The sequence below is a fragment of the Roseburia sp. AF20-18LB genome, from assembly GCF_003461185.1.
GTDB classification, from domain to species: domain Bacteria; phylum Bacillota; class Clostridia; order Lachnospirales; family Lachnospiraceae; genus Roseburia_C; species Roseburia_C amylophila.
The window spans coordinates 554-16,725 of the sequence record NZ_QTWP01000015.1; the positions used below are offsets into that span (position 1 = coordinate 554).

18 protein-coding genes are annotated in these 16,172 nt (G+C 39.9%); all 18 read right to left on the reverse strand.

The window, feature by feature from the left end:
* The coding region (locus tag DWX65_RS14215; RefSeq protein ID WP_199535060.1) for a hypothetical protein at positions 1–237 on the reverse strand (237 nt) is incomplete at its 3' end.
* A gap of 12 nt (positions 238–249) precedes the next feature.
* Positions 250–729, reverse strand: coding sequence for a YwqH-like family protein (locus DWX65_RS14220; protein ID WP_117699188.1), 480 nt, complete (start codon positions 727–729; stop codon positions 250–252).
* A 33-nt stretch (positions 730–762) separates the two neighbouring features.
* Positions 763–1,077: a DUF4176 domain-containing protein gene (locus DWX65_RS14225; RefSeq protein ID WP_118087646.1), complete on the reverse strand. Its 315-nt coding sequence runs from the start codon at positions 1,075–1,077 to the stop codon at positions 763–765.
* Between the two features lie 26 nt (positions 1,078–1,103).
* Positions 1,104–5,288, reverse strand: coding sequence for a type VII secretion protein EssC (gene essC, locus DWX65_RS14230; protein ID WP_242994228.1), 4,185 nt, complete (start codon positions 5,286–5,288; stop codon positions 1,104–1,106).
* Position 5,289: 1 nt separating this feature from the next.
* On the reverse strand, positions 5,290–6,378 hold the full coding sequence (locus DWX65_RS14235; RefSeq protein ID WP_118087648.1) for a type VII secretion protein EssB/YukC: 1,089 nt from the start codon (positions 6,376–6,378) through the stop codon (positions 5,290–5,292).
* Positions 6,379–6,422: 44 nt separating this feature from the next.
* On the reverse strand, positions 6,423–6,632 hold the full coding sequence (locus tag DWX65_RS14240; protein ID WP_118087649.1) for a hypothetical protein: 210 nt from the start codon (positions 6,630–6,632) through the stop codon (positions 6,423–6,425).
* Positions 6,622–7,041 carry a hypothetical protein gene (locus DWX65_RS14245; RefSeq protein ID WP_118173701.1) on the reverse strand — a complete coding sequence of 140 codons (420 nt, stop codon included), beginning with the start codon at positions 7,039–7,041 and terminating at the stop codon, positions 6,622–6,624. Before DWX65_RS14245 ends, DWX65_RS14240 begins: the two co-directional genes overlap by 11 nt.
* A gap of 85 nt (positions 7,042–7,126) precedes the next feature.
* The gene (locus tag DWX65_RS14250; protein ID WP_158552129.1) at positions 7,127–7,429 is read right to left on the reverse strand and encodes a WXG100 family type VII secretion target; all 303 of its coding nucleotides are present in this window, start codon (positions 7,427–7,429) and stop codon (positions 7,127–7,129) included.
* A 19-nt stretch (positions 7,430–7,448) separates the two neighbouring features.
* Positions 7,449–9,980, reverse strand: coding sequence for a YhgE/Pip domain-containing protein (locus tag DWX65_RS14255; protein WP_118173702.1), 2,532 nt, complete (start codon positions 9,978–9,980; stop codon positions 7,449–7,451).
* A gap of 743 nt (positions 9,981–10,723) precedes the next feature.
* A complete protein-coding gene (locus tag DWX65_RS14260) occupies positions 10,724–11,209 on the reverse strand; it encodes a hypothetical protein (RefSeq protein WP_147339172.1) in 486 nt (161 codons plus the stop codon).
* 44 nt (positions 11,210–11,253) lie between these two features.
* Positions 11,254–11,859, reverse strand: a complete 606-nt coding sequence (locus tag DWX65_RS14265) for an RHS repeat domain-containing protein (RefSeq protein WP_242997888.1) — start codon at positions 11,857–11,859, stop codon at positions 11,254–11,256.
* Positions 11,860–12,153: 294 nt separating this feature from the next.
* On the reverse strand, positions 12,154–12,564 hold the full coding sequence (locus tag DWX65_RS14270) for an SMI1/KNR4 family protein (RefSeq protein WP_118173704.1): 411 nt from the start codon (positions 12,562–12,564) through the stop codon (positions 12,154–12,156).
* Between the two features lies 1 nt (position 12,565).
* Positions 12,566–13,009, reverse strand: coding sequence for an HNH/ENDO VII family nuclease (locus tag DWX65_RS14275; RefSeq protein ID WP_199535061.1), 444 nt, complete (start codon positions 13,007–13,009; stop codon positions 12,566–12,568).
* Between the two features lie 96 nt (positions 13,010–13,105).
* The gene (locus DWX65_RS14280; protein WP_118173705.1) at positions 13,106–13,522 is read right to left on the reverse strand and encodes a hypothetical protein; all 417 of its coding nucleotides are present in this window, start codon (positions 13,520–13,522) and stop codon (positions 13,106–13,108) included.
* A 368-nt stretch (positions 13,523–13,890) separates the two neighbouring features.
* Positions 13,891–14,235 carry a hypothetical protein gene (locus DWX65_RS14285; RefSeq protein WP_199534402.1) on the reverse strand — a complete coding sequence of 115 codons (345 nt, stop codon included), beginning with the start codon at positions 14,233–14,235 and terminating at the stop codon, positions 13,891–13,893.
* The gene (locus tag DWX65_RS14290; RefSeq protein WP_147339173.1) at positions 14,235–15,155 is read right to left on the reverse strand and encodes a hypothetical protein; all 921 of its coding nucleotides are present in this window, start codon (positions 15,153–15,155) and stop codon (positions 14,235–14,237) included. Before DWX65_RS14290 ends, DWX65_RS14285 begins: the two co-directional genes overlap by 1 nt.
* 33 nt (positions 15,156–15,188) lie before the next feature.
* The gene (locus DWX65_RS14295) at positions 15,189–15,440 is read right to left on the reverse strand and encodes a hypothetical protein (RefSeq protein WP_118088425.1); all 252 of its coding nucleotides are present in this window, start codon (positions 15,438–15,440) and stop codon (positions 15,189–15,191) included.
* 2 nt (positions 15,441–15,442) lie between these two features.
* On the reverse strand, positions 15,443–16,172 hold a 730-nt coding region (locus tag DWX65_RS15050), incomplete at its 5' end, for a hypothetical protein (RefSeq protein ID WP_158564753.1).

The following is a 16,172-nucleotide window of genomic DNA, read 5'->3' on the forward strand; positions in this document are numbered from 1 at the left end:
TGCATCAACCAGTTCATCACGCAGTGTGAGAAGCTTCCCGGCATCCTGCGTCAGGAGGTTCTGATAATAACTCATCAGACCAATTAACTGTGAAAAGCCCGCCCGGTACGCTGTCATGGCGTCCATTGATACATTTAAATCCGGAACTGTAAGCTGTTTTCCTTCTACCTCACCGGATACCGTTGAAAAAGAATGTACCTTTGATGTATAAACATTGGTATCTAATTTTATCAGCATAATGATGCCCTCCTAATTAGTATGTTTTTCCAGCCAGTTGCAAAGACTGTTCCAACTGCTCTGCAGCTTGCCGATATACTCATTCTTATTGTAGATTTCATTCTCTCTTCTTGTAATCTCATCACAAAGTGCATCCAGATCATATCCCAGATTGGTACAGACATTTCCGTATTCTGTTTTCAATGCACTGGAGGCAGAAATTGATGCATTATATAAATCTCCACGCCAGCCACTGTCTAATGTATATTTATCCTCAATACCATCCTTCTGGTTTCTCAGCGTATCTATGGCTGTCTCAAGTCTCGTTTTCAGTTCCTTTAATGTATTAAGTGTTCCCTCCATGGGAGCCAGACTGCTGCTTTCTAACTGCAAACTGCTCTTTACTGTGTTTAACTGCTGTTTTACCTGATTAATCTCCGCTGTACTGGTTGTACTCTTCTTTGTTGTTGAACTTCCTTTACTGCCGGAAGAGCTTTTCTTCGTCTTCGACATTTATCCTTTCCTCCTCGTCTCTCCGACGCCTTCTTATGCTTCCTGTTCTTTCTTCAGCAGCTGCTCCTGCAGCACACTCAGATTGTTTTTAATATTTTCCTGCATCAGCTTCTCGTCTTCATCCTCATAACCGCAATATACTACTTTCTGAATATCCTTATGCTGAAAATATAACAGTGCATCTCCTATAACCCCTTCCGGATAGGTACACGCCCCATAATCAAAATATCTTTTTTCACCTTTGACTACTGCAAATGCACCTCTTGCTATAATCATAATTTTCTTTACGCCACCTTTAAGCTGCACAATACTTCCTAACGGCAAAAACTCCATATTTTCCTGTTCCATCTTTTTATCCTCCTGCTTATTTTTCTTTATTCTTCTCTGTCTTCACATTTCGGTATGCGGATACGCACATATGCTCCATTATGGAAGAGCAGGCCATCACTTAACTGCGGCAATTCCTTTGCTGCAACTGTTCCAAAAATTCCTGAAGAACCAGGGTTACCCACCAGCAGACCATCCGTAGTTGCTTTTGCAAATTTGGTAATCTCATCAAATCCTTTTAATTTACCGGAATTGGCTGTAAGAATAAATCGGATTCCACTGGACAATGCCCCACTCAATATCGGTGCCAGCAATACAGCTTTTAATTTCGTTGCCTCTACAAAGTCATCCCACTCATCTACCACAACATAACATGCATCCAGTTCCTGAACCAGACGGCGTGGTAACTGTTCCGGATGTTCCTTCATCTTCTGCTGCAGCTGCTGATTTCGTACAGTCACCAGTCCTCCCAGTTCCATAAGAAACGCATCTATTCCATCTGCTCCGATATAATGAATCTCATCGCCGGACCTGTAATGATATAGTTCCATATCTTTCGAGTCTAATAAATATACTTTTCCTCTTCCTGTTATCTGTTCTAAAATAACCTTTAATGCATTCGTCTTTCCTCTTGCAGTCTCACCCAGAATTACAAATGGCGTTGTAAGACCTGCCGGAATACATTCCGGCAATACACTCTCTTTATTCAGTCCCAGCCAGATTGCCTTCTCTGCAGCGTTTTCTTCTGCTGTATGCTGTTTCTTTCTCATTTCCATAAATGTTCTGATATTTAACTCATCCGGCAATACCGGGATTCTCGGTGCTACAGTATCCGGATAGCATGCATTTATCTGCTCAATACAAGCTTCTATACCCTGGTTATACTCCAGTTCATCTGTAAATGCAGTCATGACATAGACCTGCATGACACTTACCAGTCCATTGTATTTTATAAGTGTCCGTCCCTTTATCTCTGACTGTGAATAAGAACTTCGTCCCACAATTACATGCAAGTCTGATTCATCGAAAAGATAACCTGCCACTTTATTCTTAAAATTGTTATATGTAGAATACTTCATGGCATTACTTCGTGTTGCTGTTGCTGCCATATATATGCCAAGTCCGGTACCATCTCTGGATAATTTCTGGAAAAATTCTTCCGCTTCATATCCCAGTTCTTTGACTACATCATAATTGTCAATAGCAATTACTATTGCTTTTAATGTCTTTTCTGCCACCTGATTGTATACTTCAAAATTCTGTACCATCCGTTCTGCCAGTAATTTTTTACGCCGTTTTATCTCTGCCTGTATAAGATTGCAGAATTTACGGAATCGTTCTGTATCATCAAAACTGATATAGTCTGCCGTATGATGCAGGCGGTTCAATGGAATCAATCCACTGTTTCCAAAATCCAATATATAGAAGTTCAGATTCTCTACCCGGTTATGCATTGCCAGTGACAACAACACGGTTGTAAGAAATGCTGTTTTTCCATAACCTGCGGAAGCAATATATAAGAGATTTCCGTCTGTGGCAAAATCAAGCTGGTACTCCACCTGCTGCTGTTCTTCCGGAATATCTATCTTTCCAATCCGTGCAATCAGATTTAATGCATTTCCTTTCTCTGCCTGCTGGTCCGATACAATCTGTTCCGGCAACGGTGGCATCCACGGCCGTTTTACTTCCACGGTATCCATTGCCTCATATACTCTGTGGATATAATCTACCGTAGCATCCAGCTGCGTCATCATATTGCCGCCGGAAGCATGTTCATCACTTAAATCTTCATTTATCAGTTCACCCTGTCCAAGGTCATTCACCAGATAAACTCTGTCATCTACTTTTTCCTCTTCCTTTTCACTTACATAAGAAGCTCCACTCCATGCCGACTGGAATAATTCATAGATTTCATTATTTCCAACCTGAAGATAAGCTCTTCCGGGGATTGTAATATTGGCGGCATCCGGTGTCTTTAATATTTCTTTACTGTCTGCCTCATTCTGTACCATAAGTGCCAGTTTAAACTTGGAGTTTGTCCAGATCTGGTCATCTACAACTCCGGTTGGTTTCTGTGTTGCCAGTATCAGATGCACACCAAGGCTTCGTCCGATTCGCGCCGCCGATACCAGTTCCGTCATAAAATCCGGCTGTTCCTTTTTCAGCTCTGCAAACTCATCACTGATAATGAATAAATGCGGCAGTGGTTCCTTTGCCTCTCCATTCTGGAACAGCTTATGATATGCATTGATATGATTCACATCATAGCTGCTGAATATTTTCTGTCTTCTTGCCAGTTCACTCTTAATTGATGCCATGGCACGCATACTCTGTGCTCCATCCAGATTGGTGATTGTTCCCAGCAGATGCGGCAGATTCCGGAATAATCCTGCCATTCCACCACCTTTATAATCAATCAGTAAAAATGCCACCTCATACGGATGATAATTGACTGCCAGAGACAGTATATAAGACTGGATAATTTCCGATTTACCGGAACCTGTCGTTCCTGCTACAAGTCCATGGGGACCATGGGCTTTTTCATGCAGATTAAGATTGACATAATCTTCCTTGGCTCTTACCCCAAGCGGAACAGCCAGGGACTTTGCTGCATGATTTTTCTTCCATCGTTTTGCAATATCCAGTTCCTCCGGATGCTCCACCTGATACATTTCAAAAAATGTAATACTCTCCGGTATCTGTGCACTGATTCCCTGCATATGCTCCAGTGTACTTAAATTTCTTGCCATCCATTCCAAATTTATACCGCTGGTATCTGACAATTCAAAGGAAAGATTTTTCTCTTCCTTCTCTTCCATCAGAAGTGTTGCCTGACCGGAATTATGAAGCATAACTATTGTACCGATATTCTCAGGCAGATTTGCTCTCATATTTGTGGTGTAAATAATAGAAAATCCAAGGTTATCCCCTTCTTTATCCAGATATTCCATAATAGAATGGTCCATAATTAACTTTGGCTCATCTATAATAAATATAAGATGCGGCAGAAAACGGCTTTCCTTCTTACTTTCTTCTAATTTGTTTTTCCGGTTCTTAATCATCTGATGCAGGCTTCCAAGAATCTGGTCTCTCTTCCGCTCTGAATTTACAGTTCCCACTACATTTACCGCATGTATCCGTAAATGTGGATACCAACGCATCCACTGGAAATCAGCATCAAATCTGTTATTATAAATTGTTACGATTTCAAGGTCATGATAACTCTGAAAAAAAGTAAGCTGCGCCACAAGTAATTTCAATTGCTCATGAATAACGCTTTTCTCTCCCACCAGTCCCAGATGTGCTTTCTTTAAATCTACTACAACAGGCTGTTTCATCTTTGAAAATTCCCGCTTCAATTCCTGTGCTTCCAGTTCCAGCTCATCCGGTTTATCCTTTAATTCATCCGCAGAAAGGCGGATACGGAAATGGCAATCTGCCATTACCTGTCCCAAAGATACATTCAGGAAATCATCATCATTAGAGCTTCTCTCATAGATTCTTGGACTGTACTGCCCAACCATCCGGGCAAGCTCCTTTACCTCCGGATAATTATAGTGATTTGCCTCTTCTTCATTCTGATATGCTGCATATATTTCCTTTCTTTTCTTTAACAGATATTCCCGATATGTTTTCTCCCGGAGCCTTTTATTCTCCTGCCATTCCTTACGGTCTGTTATATATTTAACCACCGTAAATATTGTTGTCATCACTGTGCCTGCTGCTGACATCAGCACATATAAACCACGCTTCATTAAAATACTGATTCCTACTGTCACACACAGCATCACAAGAGGCGGCACAATAAGCTGTACCAGACTCTCTTTCTTTCCATTCTGCTGTTCTTTTGGGCTGGTCAGACTAATTTCCAAATCCGGTATTCTTTTAATGATTCGCGGAGAACGTTTATACTGCGGATATCCTTCAAATGGAATTTCTTTTTCTTCCAGTTCCAATAATCCATCGGTATTGATATTCACCGCATCTTCGCATTCCACCTGTATACTTTTTCCCAGGAAGATAATTTTTCCCCGGGAAAAGCTTAATTCATCTCCATTGTTTATTTTTCCTTTACAGGCGGCTTCCCTTCCGTTCCAGTATATGTTCTCATAACCTTCTATTGTTACCTCATCATTCCTGACCCAAAGCCTTGCCGGAAATCCTTCAATTCCAAGATTTCCATTTTTTCCGTCTATTGTAAAATTCTCTGTTCTCTGAAAGCTTCTCTTCATGCTATTCTTCCTCGGTATCATATTTTTCCATCAATGGCTGCATCTTCTGTGCAATTTTCTCCAGCTCCTGTGTTTTCTCTTCTCCACTGAGACTGCTGTCTGTCTCTATCATGGATTTCTGTTTCATATAAGCATAAAGCAGCATTTCATCATCGGACTGCTGCATGGCAATATCAATTGCCTCTGAAATGTCATTTCTTCCAAGATATATCCAGTACTCCAATCTGGCTGGCGTCTCCTTTAAAGAAAGATTGCTTATAATATTCTCTTTCTGCTGCTGTGTCAGATTCTCACTTCTCACATAGGAATTGGCAAGAATATATTTCTGATATATATCCATATCTTTTACCGATATTTCCTGCATGGCATCCACACAGGATACATAATCAGCTGAAATATAGGCATTTTCCGCCGCAATTACCGCATCCTTATATGGCTCAGTACGGATGAAATCAACCAATGCATAGACCGCCAGTACTATTGCCAACAGCAATACCACAACAAACGATGCCTGCAATGTACGATACCGTCTTCGGTTCAGAAAAATCATTTTCACAGACCGTTCTGTCTCTATCTCCTGCTTACGCTGTTCCAACAGTCTGACCAGCTCTTCTACGAATTCCACCTGCCGTACCTTTTGCAGTATGCCACCCTTTAAAAGCTGCATTCCTCCCTGTACATAATCCGCATAACTGTACTGCTTCTGTAATGCATAGCCAATGAGTGCTTTATATTCTTCCATCCATTTCTGTTCATCATATTCTCTTTCTTCCCCGCAGATATCTCTCTGTTTTACATAGACCAGATGATTCCTGTCGTAATAAAGATTTTCCGGCTCTAATGTAAAGTAATATGATTTCCGGCATGCTGCCAGTAATTCTATATTTTCCAATACCGCCAGTCTTGTGGTAATATCTTCTTTTCGTATCTCTGTCATCGGTGTCAGTGCTTCCAGATTATAGGTTAAAAGCAGTTCCTCCCCTTCTTCCTCTATTTTCACTGCAATAAGACCTGTATCCGGATACATTAATTTCTGATAATCAAATATGCCTTCCGCCTGTAATGCTGATTTCTTTATTCTTTCTTCCATCTTTTCTCTCCCGTATCTTATTTTCTTCTGTCCTCTGTCTGCCTCTACTGTATGCAGAGAATATCTCCATCATAAATACTCTGCTGTTCATAGTTCTTATTCATGTCCAGAAATCTTCCCCTGCGTTCAGATTTCATTTCATGTACCTCTTCCTGTGGCAGTTTTCCCGCTTCCTTTAAAATAAGCATGGTATCTATTATTTTCTGCTGTGGATTAACCTGTATATCTTCCTGCCAGCTTCCTTCACGATTCATAATTGTAAGTGTGAGCAACATTTTTCTTCCACCTTCCCTGTCTTCTCTTCCGATATTGCAGCAACAGCAGAATTCCCACTGCCAGCAGAATTCCGCATGCCGGAATCCAATACGCATCCAATGATGAGGTTACTTTTGCCTGCTGCTGCAGCTGCTGACTTCCTGTTGTTAAAAATAATTGTTCTTTTACAGCCTCTTCTTTTCCGGCATTTTCATCCATTTTCTTTATAAATACCTGTTCCTTTGTATCCTCATAGCTGCGTTGTTCCTTCTGCTGGTAATCTTTTACTTTTTCTTCATAATCATCCGTAAATACATCTGCTCCGTTTACATCCGTCAGCGACTGATAGGTCTGCGACCGGTTCTGCAGTACCGAAGGATTAATCTCTATCTTAGAATTATCTGTCACTTTACTTCTCCTGTTTCTGACAAAAGTATGGTCTTAAGGGATAGAAGAATCGGAAAGTCACAGGATGTGGCTTTCCGATTCTCTATTACATTACTCCAATCTTTCCGGCAATTTCACGGTCAATGTTCTGCATAGATGTAGATACATCACGTAACTGCTGTGCAATGGATGTAATTAATTCTGCAGTTGCAGAAAAGCTAGGCTCTAAGGAACTGAACTGATCATAAAATGCCTGACTGCTCTGTCCTGCCCATTCATCGCAAAGTGTAGAAACCATATTACGCATGGTACTTACTACCTGCTGGAATTCCTCACATCTTGCATCAAATTCGTTTGCCTTTGTCTCCATCTGCTCCGGACTAATCCGGATGTTGTTTACATCTGCCATTTCTTTTGTCTCCTTTACTTTATATTGCAACGTCTTTCGACGGGTTGCTCTGTTCCTTGATTCTTCTGTGATAACTTCTGGCATAGCTTCCTAATATTCCCACCGCCAAAATTCCTAATATTCCATATAAAAGATATTCCACCCAATGCGAACTCTTCTGTTGTTCCCTGCTGCCGGTAACACTTTTCTGTGATACGGTATGATCCACCTCATCCTTTAACCGCTGGTAATCGCTGACCTGCAGCATCTGCGTTGGTTGTGCCACAAATTCATATACCTGTGTATATTCCATGCTTCCTACTCTTGTATAGGGAAGCTTTGCTGCAAAATCTGCCAATGCCGTCTGATTCTGACTGCTTGTAGTATTCTTCACTTCCTTTGCCGAAGCCAATGCATCTGTAACTGCCTGATTGGAAGTTTCTTTCGCTTCTTCCATGTGCTGCTGCAATGTCAATATATTTTCTGAAGTAGTCTGATACAATTTATCTGCATAATCCACATAAGACTGATTGCTGGTGTTGATTTCCTGCTGCATAAGTGCAGAATTTTCTCTCATGCTGCTCACGCTGTCATTCATCACTGTGGTATCCTGTCTTGGATGAAATCCATTTACGCTTCTTTGATAAGAATTAACTGCATCCTGTTCTTCTTTCTGGCTATTTTCTATCTCCTTTTTCACGAAATCTGTGCGGTCTGCCAATGGCTGTATACAACCACTCTGAACCAGACCCGTAATGCCATCCACATCAACATTCTTCTGTGCCGCCACATCTGTCTGCATCGCATTACATAAAAGCCCGGTATCTCCCAGCAAATCACGAAATCCCATTCTGCTGCCATCCCCGGTCTGCCAGCTTCCATCAAATGCCGGTAATGTATAATCTTCTGTCGTAATCTGTTCCAGTGATGCCTTAAGATATTCTCCCAATGCATCCACATCTCCCGTTACCTTTAGCTGCGTCTCTGTCTGTGCAACCGGCACTTCTCCATCCAGATATGCCTTTAAAAATTCCTTTGTAGAGGCATACCCCTGTTCTGTCAGAAATTCCATGATTTCTGTATCTGCATCACACTGCTCAAATATTTTTTCTACCGTAACCGCTGCTTCCGGTTCTTCTCCAGTATCTTCGCCTTCGCCTGATTCCGGTTCGTTTTTCTCTCCTTCTTCTGTTTTGCCTTCTTCTGTTTTGCCTTCTTCTGTTTTGTCTTCTCCGGTTTTCTCTTCTCCGTTTTTTTCTTCTTCTGTTTTCTCTCCTTCTCCGGTTTTATCCTCTTCTCCGTCCCCGCCATCTGAATCTTCCGGCAGCAGAAATGCCTTTAATATTTTGTCGATATAATTCTTGTTCTTTACATTTTCTTCAATTGCATTCTGTTCCAGTGCAATGGTAATAACCGGCGGTTCTTCCATTCCTTCTACCTGACTGCAGGTCAGTTCATATGCTACTGTTCCATCTTCTGCCTCTGCTTCCTTCCATTGCAGTTTCGGCAGCTGAGCCTTCATTTCTCTGCCATAGGAATTCAGGTTCTGTATTCCTGCTGCTTCAATTCTCTGATTATAGTTTTCAATGCATTGCTGCAAATTCGTATCCAGTTGTTCTGTCACATTTTGAATCTGTGCAATCTGGGCAAGACGGCTGTTTTGTTCAGCAGTCTTTTCTCCGTTATATGCAAGCAATGTATCCTGCAGATTTCGAATCCCATCCCGATATAAAAGTTGCCCGTCTGCATCCGAAAGTAAATTGATTTTTCCTACGCCTTCTGATATTTCTTTTAAGGAACTGACCAGTTCATTTCCTGCTGTCCGCAAATCACTTAACTGTGCAGAAGCATCTGACAGATTTTCCCAATATGCACTGTCTACTGCCTGAATCAACTGCGCATTTTCCTCTGTATAATCCGAAATATCTAACGGTATTGTAGTATCTTCCTGCTGTTTTAATTCCGGAACCGGAACCATGCTTACCAAATCAGATGCCTGTATTCCCTGTATTGCTTCTTTATCTGTAATGTCATTATTCATAACCATTGCAGATTCATCCTGCGCCGCATGAAATTCATCCATTATGTTACATAGATACATATATGTCATCTGACTGTTCAGTTGCTCCCCAAACTGAAGGACATCACCTAAAAGTTCTTCTCTTGCATCCGCTGATACATCTTCACTGACTGCATACTGTAACTGCGATGCCGCCGGAACTGTATTTAAGCTTTCAACATTTTCCGAAAAATCTGATGGAATTATAATATAAGCACCGTATCGCCCTTCTTCTATTCCATTTCTGGCATCTTCTAATGAGGTATATATGAAATTATCATTTGGAAAATTTATGATCTGCTCCCCATAATAGACTTGTGTATTACCATCCGATATGCCGGTATCCAGATTCACAACTGCCACTCCCTGTGACTCCACCGTTCTTTCTACTGCTGTATTACCTGTCTGTAATGTACTGTTTCCATTGTTCTTACCGATTCGATATCCGGTAAAACCGCTTGTTCCCAGCAGCGTAATACACAAAAGAACAGTTATTACTTTCTTCCGTTTCATATCCTCTCTCCCTTTTCTTTTGTCTTTGTCGTATAGATTCTTTCTCTTTTTTTCGTAAATGTCAACCAAAAATATTCGACCTCATTTTCCCTCTATCTGTTCCTCTTTTTTTCTCTCCTGATTTGTCATTTTTTCTTATTTTTCGGGCGTTTCAGCATACTTTTTCTAAAATTAGCAGATGATTAATTTCTATATCATTTTAAACTTAATTTAATCTGGTCGAATAAAAGTCGAAACAGTTTTCTCTGAACGTCAAAGCAGTTTTTCCTTTTTTGTGTAATCTGCCATCTTGCTACTCGCGTAAACTACGAGAAACACGCTTTGCGAGTTGCTCGAGTTATCGCGGTGCTCGCCAAATCTGCATGCAAGCATGCGATTTTTCTCGCTACTCGCGTAAATAAAAGAAACGCATTGCTTCCATAGCACCAAGTGCTATAGAAACAATGCGTTTAAAAATTATCCTACTTAACATATCTTTTGATTTTTAGCGTTCCAATGAAATGGAGGCGCGATAATAAAATCAATTCTTAATACATCTACATGTACCTGTTTACCGTCTAAATTTACTAACTAATCCTTTGGCTACTATACGCAGACAATTTTTGATATATATATCCGCCCCTTCTCCACTCAATAAATTTTCTCTATCTTGACTATCATATGCTTGTGCAAAGAAACTTCCGCAGGGATATTTCCCCATATCCGGATCCTTTTATACAAATAATATATTTCTATATCAAGGATTATATTTTTTTATATAATTCTGCCAACTCCACCAATTCCATACCTAAATAATCTGAATAATCCCATGAGTCAATTATAATTCGAGGATAACTCAAAATAATATTTTTCTGTCTGCTACTAGTTTGAAGTTCACTCAATATAGTTTGCAACTGAACTATATTTCTCTCACTTTGTCCCTCTTTTACTTTTTCTATTTCTTCCTTTACTTTCTGTTGCAACTCACCATTTCTTTTAATGAACTGCTCTTCTAATGGCATTTTATCAACTCCTCCAAATTTACTTTCTTTATTATCAATAGTTGTATATATTCCATCTGGCATTTCTACAACATCAATAGGTTCTCCTTTCCATCCGCTTTCCCTCATACTTTGTATAATGTCATTTGAACCATTTACAGATGATTGACTATATCTTATTTCATTATACAGGGTTGTTCCACCCCCATATGTTACTGAATTTGATTTTCCACCTGCAAAGGAATTCAACACATTCCTTTCCCATGAAGACCCTTCAGGTAAAATAGGAGCTTCTACATTCTTAATAGTCTTACTATCACTTCCAGCCCCATTCGACTTCTTCTGACTCTGCTCATATTCATAGATCTGCCGTTTTTCTTTCTCTGAAAGAGTACCTCCCTCGGCCTCTTTTTTTTTAGCTCTCCATATTTCTTTGAACAGATCAGTCCCTCGTGTCCGTTCGGGTCCACGTACCTTACCGGATTATAAAACCGTGCCCGCAGATAATACTGTCCTGTTACGGCATCCAGCAACTCCCCGGCGAATCCAAAACGGTTCTCTACCGTCTCTTCTTCCACTGTACGGTTTCCAAACGCATCATAGGCATAATGGTTTAATACCGTTCCATGGCAGTCTGTGATATCCGTGATACTTCCCATCTCATCACATGCATAGTGATAATACGTCCTTGCCCGCTCACTGTCGGATGCAAGCAGTTCGTGTCCGCGGATATAGCGGATATGCTCACCAGCTTCATCTTCTTCTGCGATAACCTCCCGGTCCGCATAGATAAAACTTACCAGCTTTCCGTTCTCTTCCATCTGGCTGTGGAGTCCCTCCGCATCATACCGATATGTATAGGTCTGGCTGCCAGCCGGGTCCTGCTGACGTTCTACCATCCGGTTTCTCAGCCTTCCTCTGTCATAGCTGTAGATTTCCCTGCGGTCATCCGTCTACACACCCGTCCGGTTTCCGGCACGGTCGTAGGTATAAATCAATGTGTTTAAATCTTAAAATTATTATTCAATTTTGATTTCAGATGTACTTATGTGCACCCAGAGGGCAAATTACACCATAGGATCTTCAAATTAATCTCTATGTATTACATCACCTTCGGTGAGAGCCATTCCGATTAATTTAAAGACCAAAGATTTTTGTAGTAGTTATCTTTATATGGAGACATAATTAAATAATTATAGATTTTCTATCGCATCCTTTATTCTGTCCTCTAGATAATCAACAAATGTATCATAAGCTTCTTCTTTATCTCGTGACCACATCTTGACTTTCCCGTTTAACGAATCGATGCAATAAACCCATTCGTCACAATTTTCGATTACAATCAAATTGTGTGGCAAACCATATGTCCTATACTTCAATGTTTCGTCTTTAAAAATCAATTTTTTATTTTTTCCAACCCCCAATGTTTCAATTCCGTTAAGTCCGCCATGTCCATATGTCTTCAAAAACCACAAATATTGCGACGGAATGCTGATACCCAATTCTTCCTCTGCTAAAGCAAACGCATTATCTTCAACATCTGCATATGTAAAGTCACCCTTACATTCATATTCTTTAATCGTCTCTACAATATTCGAATACACTTTATTGTCCTCCTATAATTTGTTCTGCTCTCCATTTCCAATACGAGCGTCTAAAATTATTGTACTGTTTATTCAAAATCGGATCATTTCTAAAACTTACACCATCTTCTATCAATCCATGTAATTGTGAATAATACCCTTGATGTGTAGTCTCTCTAATTTCAACCATTGGTCCTGTTTCTCTCTGCAAAATATGATGTAATTGAATTTGTTTACCATCTGAGCCGATTGGGGGTTTTCCTGCTTGCATTCTCTCTAAATTTGTCAAACCAGTTACCTCATCATAATAATTTATATCAATATCGTTTCTTTGGTAAACCCTTCTACTCACATCACGAACCTCCCCATTTACTTTTACACTACCCTTATATTCTACAGGACTATATAGTTTGGTTGAACTACCACTCTCTCCCACATTCCCCAGTTGCTGTTTTCTAAGTTCCAACAGCTCCTCCGGGTTTACTTTCTTTAATGCAAGTGCTTCGTCTACCTTTCCGATTCCTCTTATTTCTGCCTCTGTGAGCCCTTCCTTACTTCCATTCTAAAGAAAATCAAGATATTTCTGGGCATCTTCCTTTGACATTCCTTCTGCAAAAGAACTGTGTAATCCACTTACATTTGCCATGGAATCTAGCTCACTGAGCATTCCATATGTTGCTATTCCGGTTAGTGAACCAACTACAAAGCCTGCCAGTGGACTGTTGGTGGCTTCTGTCATTCTCTTGTCCACATAGCTGCTGGCTGCCACCGTCAGTCCCTGCTTGACATACTCTGTTACTACTGCCCTGCCGATGGATGTTCCTGCACTTACTGCTGCATTTGCCGCCATTCCTCCTGTCAGTATCAGGGAAGCAGCGATTGTCAAAACATTTCCTATTAAATAATAGAGGTCCGGATTACTGGCAAATACTGTATCACGGATTGGATTAACCGATACCAGTCTTGGGTCTCCTGTCACTCCATGAAATCCTGGGATATCTCCGGCATAGCAGCAATTTCTACGATACTGCTCCTCACCGCATCAATCTCATCTATCCATCGGTCAAGCTGTGCCATGATTAATTCACGGATGCTGGTAATCTCCTCGTACTTTACATTGTTGCTAAGAGCACGTTTATATCAGCGTATTGGAAATAAATATTCTATTTTGATTTTGCAATGTCCTTTCGTATACCCGACTTGACAAAATTTCGCTAGTGTCTATTAATTAACATCATGGATTCTTAATTGCTTCACAACAGCTATGATGATTAATTAATAGACATGCATGAGTTATAGGTTGTTGGAGTCCGAAAGTATAACACTAATTAAATTTATTGAAAAAAATTATTCTAACGTTTCTAAAAGCAAACCTCCTTTTTTTCTGCATTCTTCCCATTCTTCAGCATTTAATAGAGCGTCTTCTGTCCATAATTCATTTTTTTTAGACATACCAATTAGCATCTCATCTATAGATTTTGCAATGATATACTGTTCTTGACTTATCCACTCACTTTCCAGTAACTCTTTTGCATACATCATCCCTATTTCACTAAAATCGCTTGCAAGCTCATCTGCAACAACTGTACCTTTCAGTTTTGCAATTTGTTCTGTTGCAGTCATAGACATTTGTTTTACAATGTCAATGAATCTATCATAGCATTGCATAATTTCTTCTATATCTTTTTCCACTATTTTGCCCTTTCTCCATTTATGTAATATCTTACAATTCCATTTTTACCAGATGAAACCTTATAATATGGCATCTCTCCATGATGTCCGCCACCTGGATGATATTGAATATATACAGAACTTCCATTTGGTGCATGCATACTTAGCCCACCGCCTTGTTCGTATGGAATTCCTGCTAGACTACCTTTGCCTAAAGGTTCCACTGTCCATCCATTTTTTGTGGCTAAATCTGAAATCTGTTTTGGAGAAAAGTCAGTTATTTTACTTGGCATATCCACAATATCTTGGATAGATGTACTTTCCCAAGTAACATTATCTGCTCCATATGTTTCATTAAAATAATTATGCCAATCATCACCTGTCATTGGATTCTTTGCATTACTACTACTCTCTCCAACATTTCCCAACTGCTGCGGTCTTTTTACGTTATTTACTACTTCCAGCTCAGCCTCACTGAGCGTTCCATATGTTGCCATCCCGGTTAGTGAACCAACTACAAAGCCTGCCAGAGGACTGTTGGTTGCTTCTGTCATGCTCTTTTCCACATAGCTGCTGGCTGCCATCGTCAGTCCCTGCTTTGCATACTCTGTTACTACAGCCCTGCCGATAGATGTTCCTGCACTTACTGCTGCATTTGCTGCCATTCCTCCGGTCAGTATCATAGAAGCTGAGATTGTCAACGCATTTCCTATTAAATAATAGAGGTCCGGATTGCTGGCAAATAATGTATCACGGATTGGATTAACCGATACCATTCTTGGGTCTCCTGTTACTCCTGCATAAACATCCTGACCACTTTCTACTGCATTTGAAAGGCGATATGCTGCTGTTCCTGCGCCAATTGCCATTACTCCTACTGTAGCCACTAAAGGAAGTGCCATACCACAGGTTGCTACGACAAGCATTCCTCCCAGAATCATGGTTCCGACAAACAGATTTTGAAAAGGCCTTATTTAATTTATTAATTTACACTGAAATTTTACTTTTTTATATAATTTCTCCAATGCCTCTTCCTCATTCTTAAACGTCCATTCTGCCCTCATTCCTCTTTCATTATTTTGATAAACCTTCCATAATTTTTCATTATTATCAAAACCATATCCTATAACAAAATCTGCCTCTGTAATTTGATTTAATACTATTTTCCACATGCCTATGCCATCTTTAAATGATAGTATACTAGAAATTAATTTGTTTTTATCCACACTTAATTCTCCTTTAATATTCCTATTTTTTCTAATACATCTCCACCAAAAGGGGTAACAATTTGTCCCGCTCCACCAGTCATATCTCCCCATTCTGCTGCTTGGCCTTTTATACCATAGGTTGCATCTACACTATCTCCCAATTCCTTATTGGCTTTTGATATAAACGAATCATAACTATCACATAGTTCTTCAAAATCATCCAAGTCCCACCTAGATATCCCTTCATTATGAAGCAACGCATTAAATGTATCTATATCTCTATTTTTTATTGCATCAATTTTATCAAAATACGTTACATTATTAAAAGTTCCTGTATGATAAGCTGCTTCATTTTCTACATAAGGAATTGCTCTTTCACTATATGTGTATTTACCCGTTGATGGAACGTCTGCGAAATTAGAACCACCCATATATCCATATCTATCCCAAGAATCAGCCAAACCATCTGTTCTGGTAATAGGTTTGATTGTGCTTTCATCAAAGCCTAATTTAGGCGGCCAATCATATATTACATTTCCCTTCACATCAAAACCCTTTACATATTGAATATCACTTGGCACATTTATATCAGCTTTGTAATTTGAGTTTTTAAACAGTTTTTGTAATTCCTTTATCTTTTGTGCATCAGTCAAATCACTTCTCGTACCAATATCGCTTACTGCTTTACTAAAATCGGCATAAGAATTTATACTACTCTCTCCAACATTTCCCAACTGCTGCGGTCTTTTT

Coding starts and splice junctions, on each gene's coding strand:
- DWX65_RS14220 (WP_117699188.1), bottom strand. CDS start 729: ATGTCGAAGACGAAGAAAAGCTCTTCCGGCAGTAAAGGAAGTTCAACA.
- DWX65_RS14225 (WP_118087646.1), bottom strand. CDS start 1,077: ATGGAACAGGAAAATATGGAGTTTTTGCCGTTAGGAAGTATTGTGCAG.
- essC (WP_242994228.1), bottom strand. CDS start 5,288: ATGAAGAGAAGCTTTCAGAGAACAGAGAATTTTACAATAGACGGAAAA.
- DWX65_RS14235 (WP_118087648.1), bottom strand. CDS start 6,378: ATGGAAGAAAGAATAAAGAAATCAGCATTACAGGCGGAAGGCATATTT.
- DWX65_RS14240 (WP_118087649.1), bottom strand. CDS start 6,632: ATGAATCGTGAAGGAAGCTGGCAGGAAGATATACAGGTTAATCCACAG.
- DWX65_RS14250 (WP_158552129.1), bottom strand. CDS start 7,429: ATGGCAGATGTAAACAACATCCGGATTAGTCCGGAGCAGATGGAGACA.
- DWX65_RS14255 (WP_118173702.1), bottom strand. CDS start 9,980: ATGAAACGGAAGAAAGTAATAACTGTTCTTTTGTGTATTACGCTGCTG.
- DWX65_RS14265 (WP_242997888.1), bottom strand. CDS start 11,859: ATGGTAGAACGTCAGCAGGACCCGGCTGGCAGCCAGACCTATACATAT.
- DWX65_RS14290 (WP_147339173.1), bottom strand. CDS start 15,155: ATGATTCTGGGAGGAATGCTTGTCGTAGCAACCTGTGGTATGGCACTT.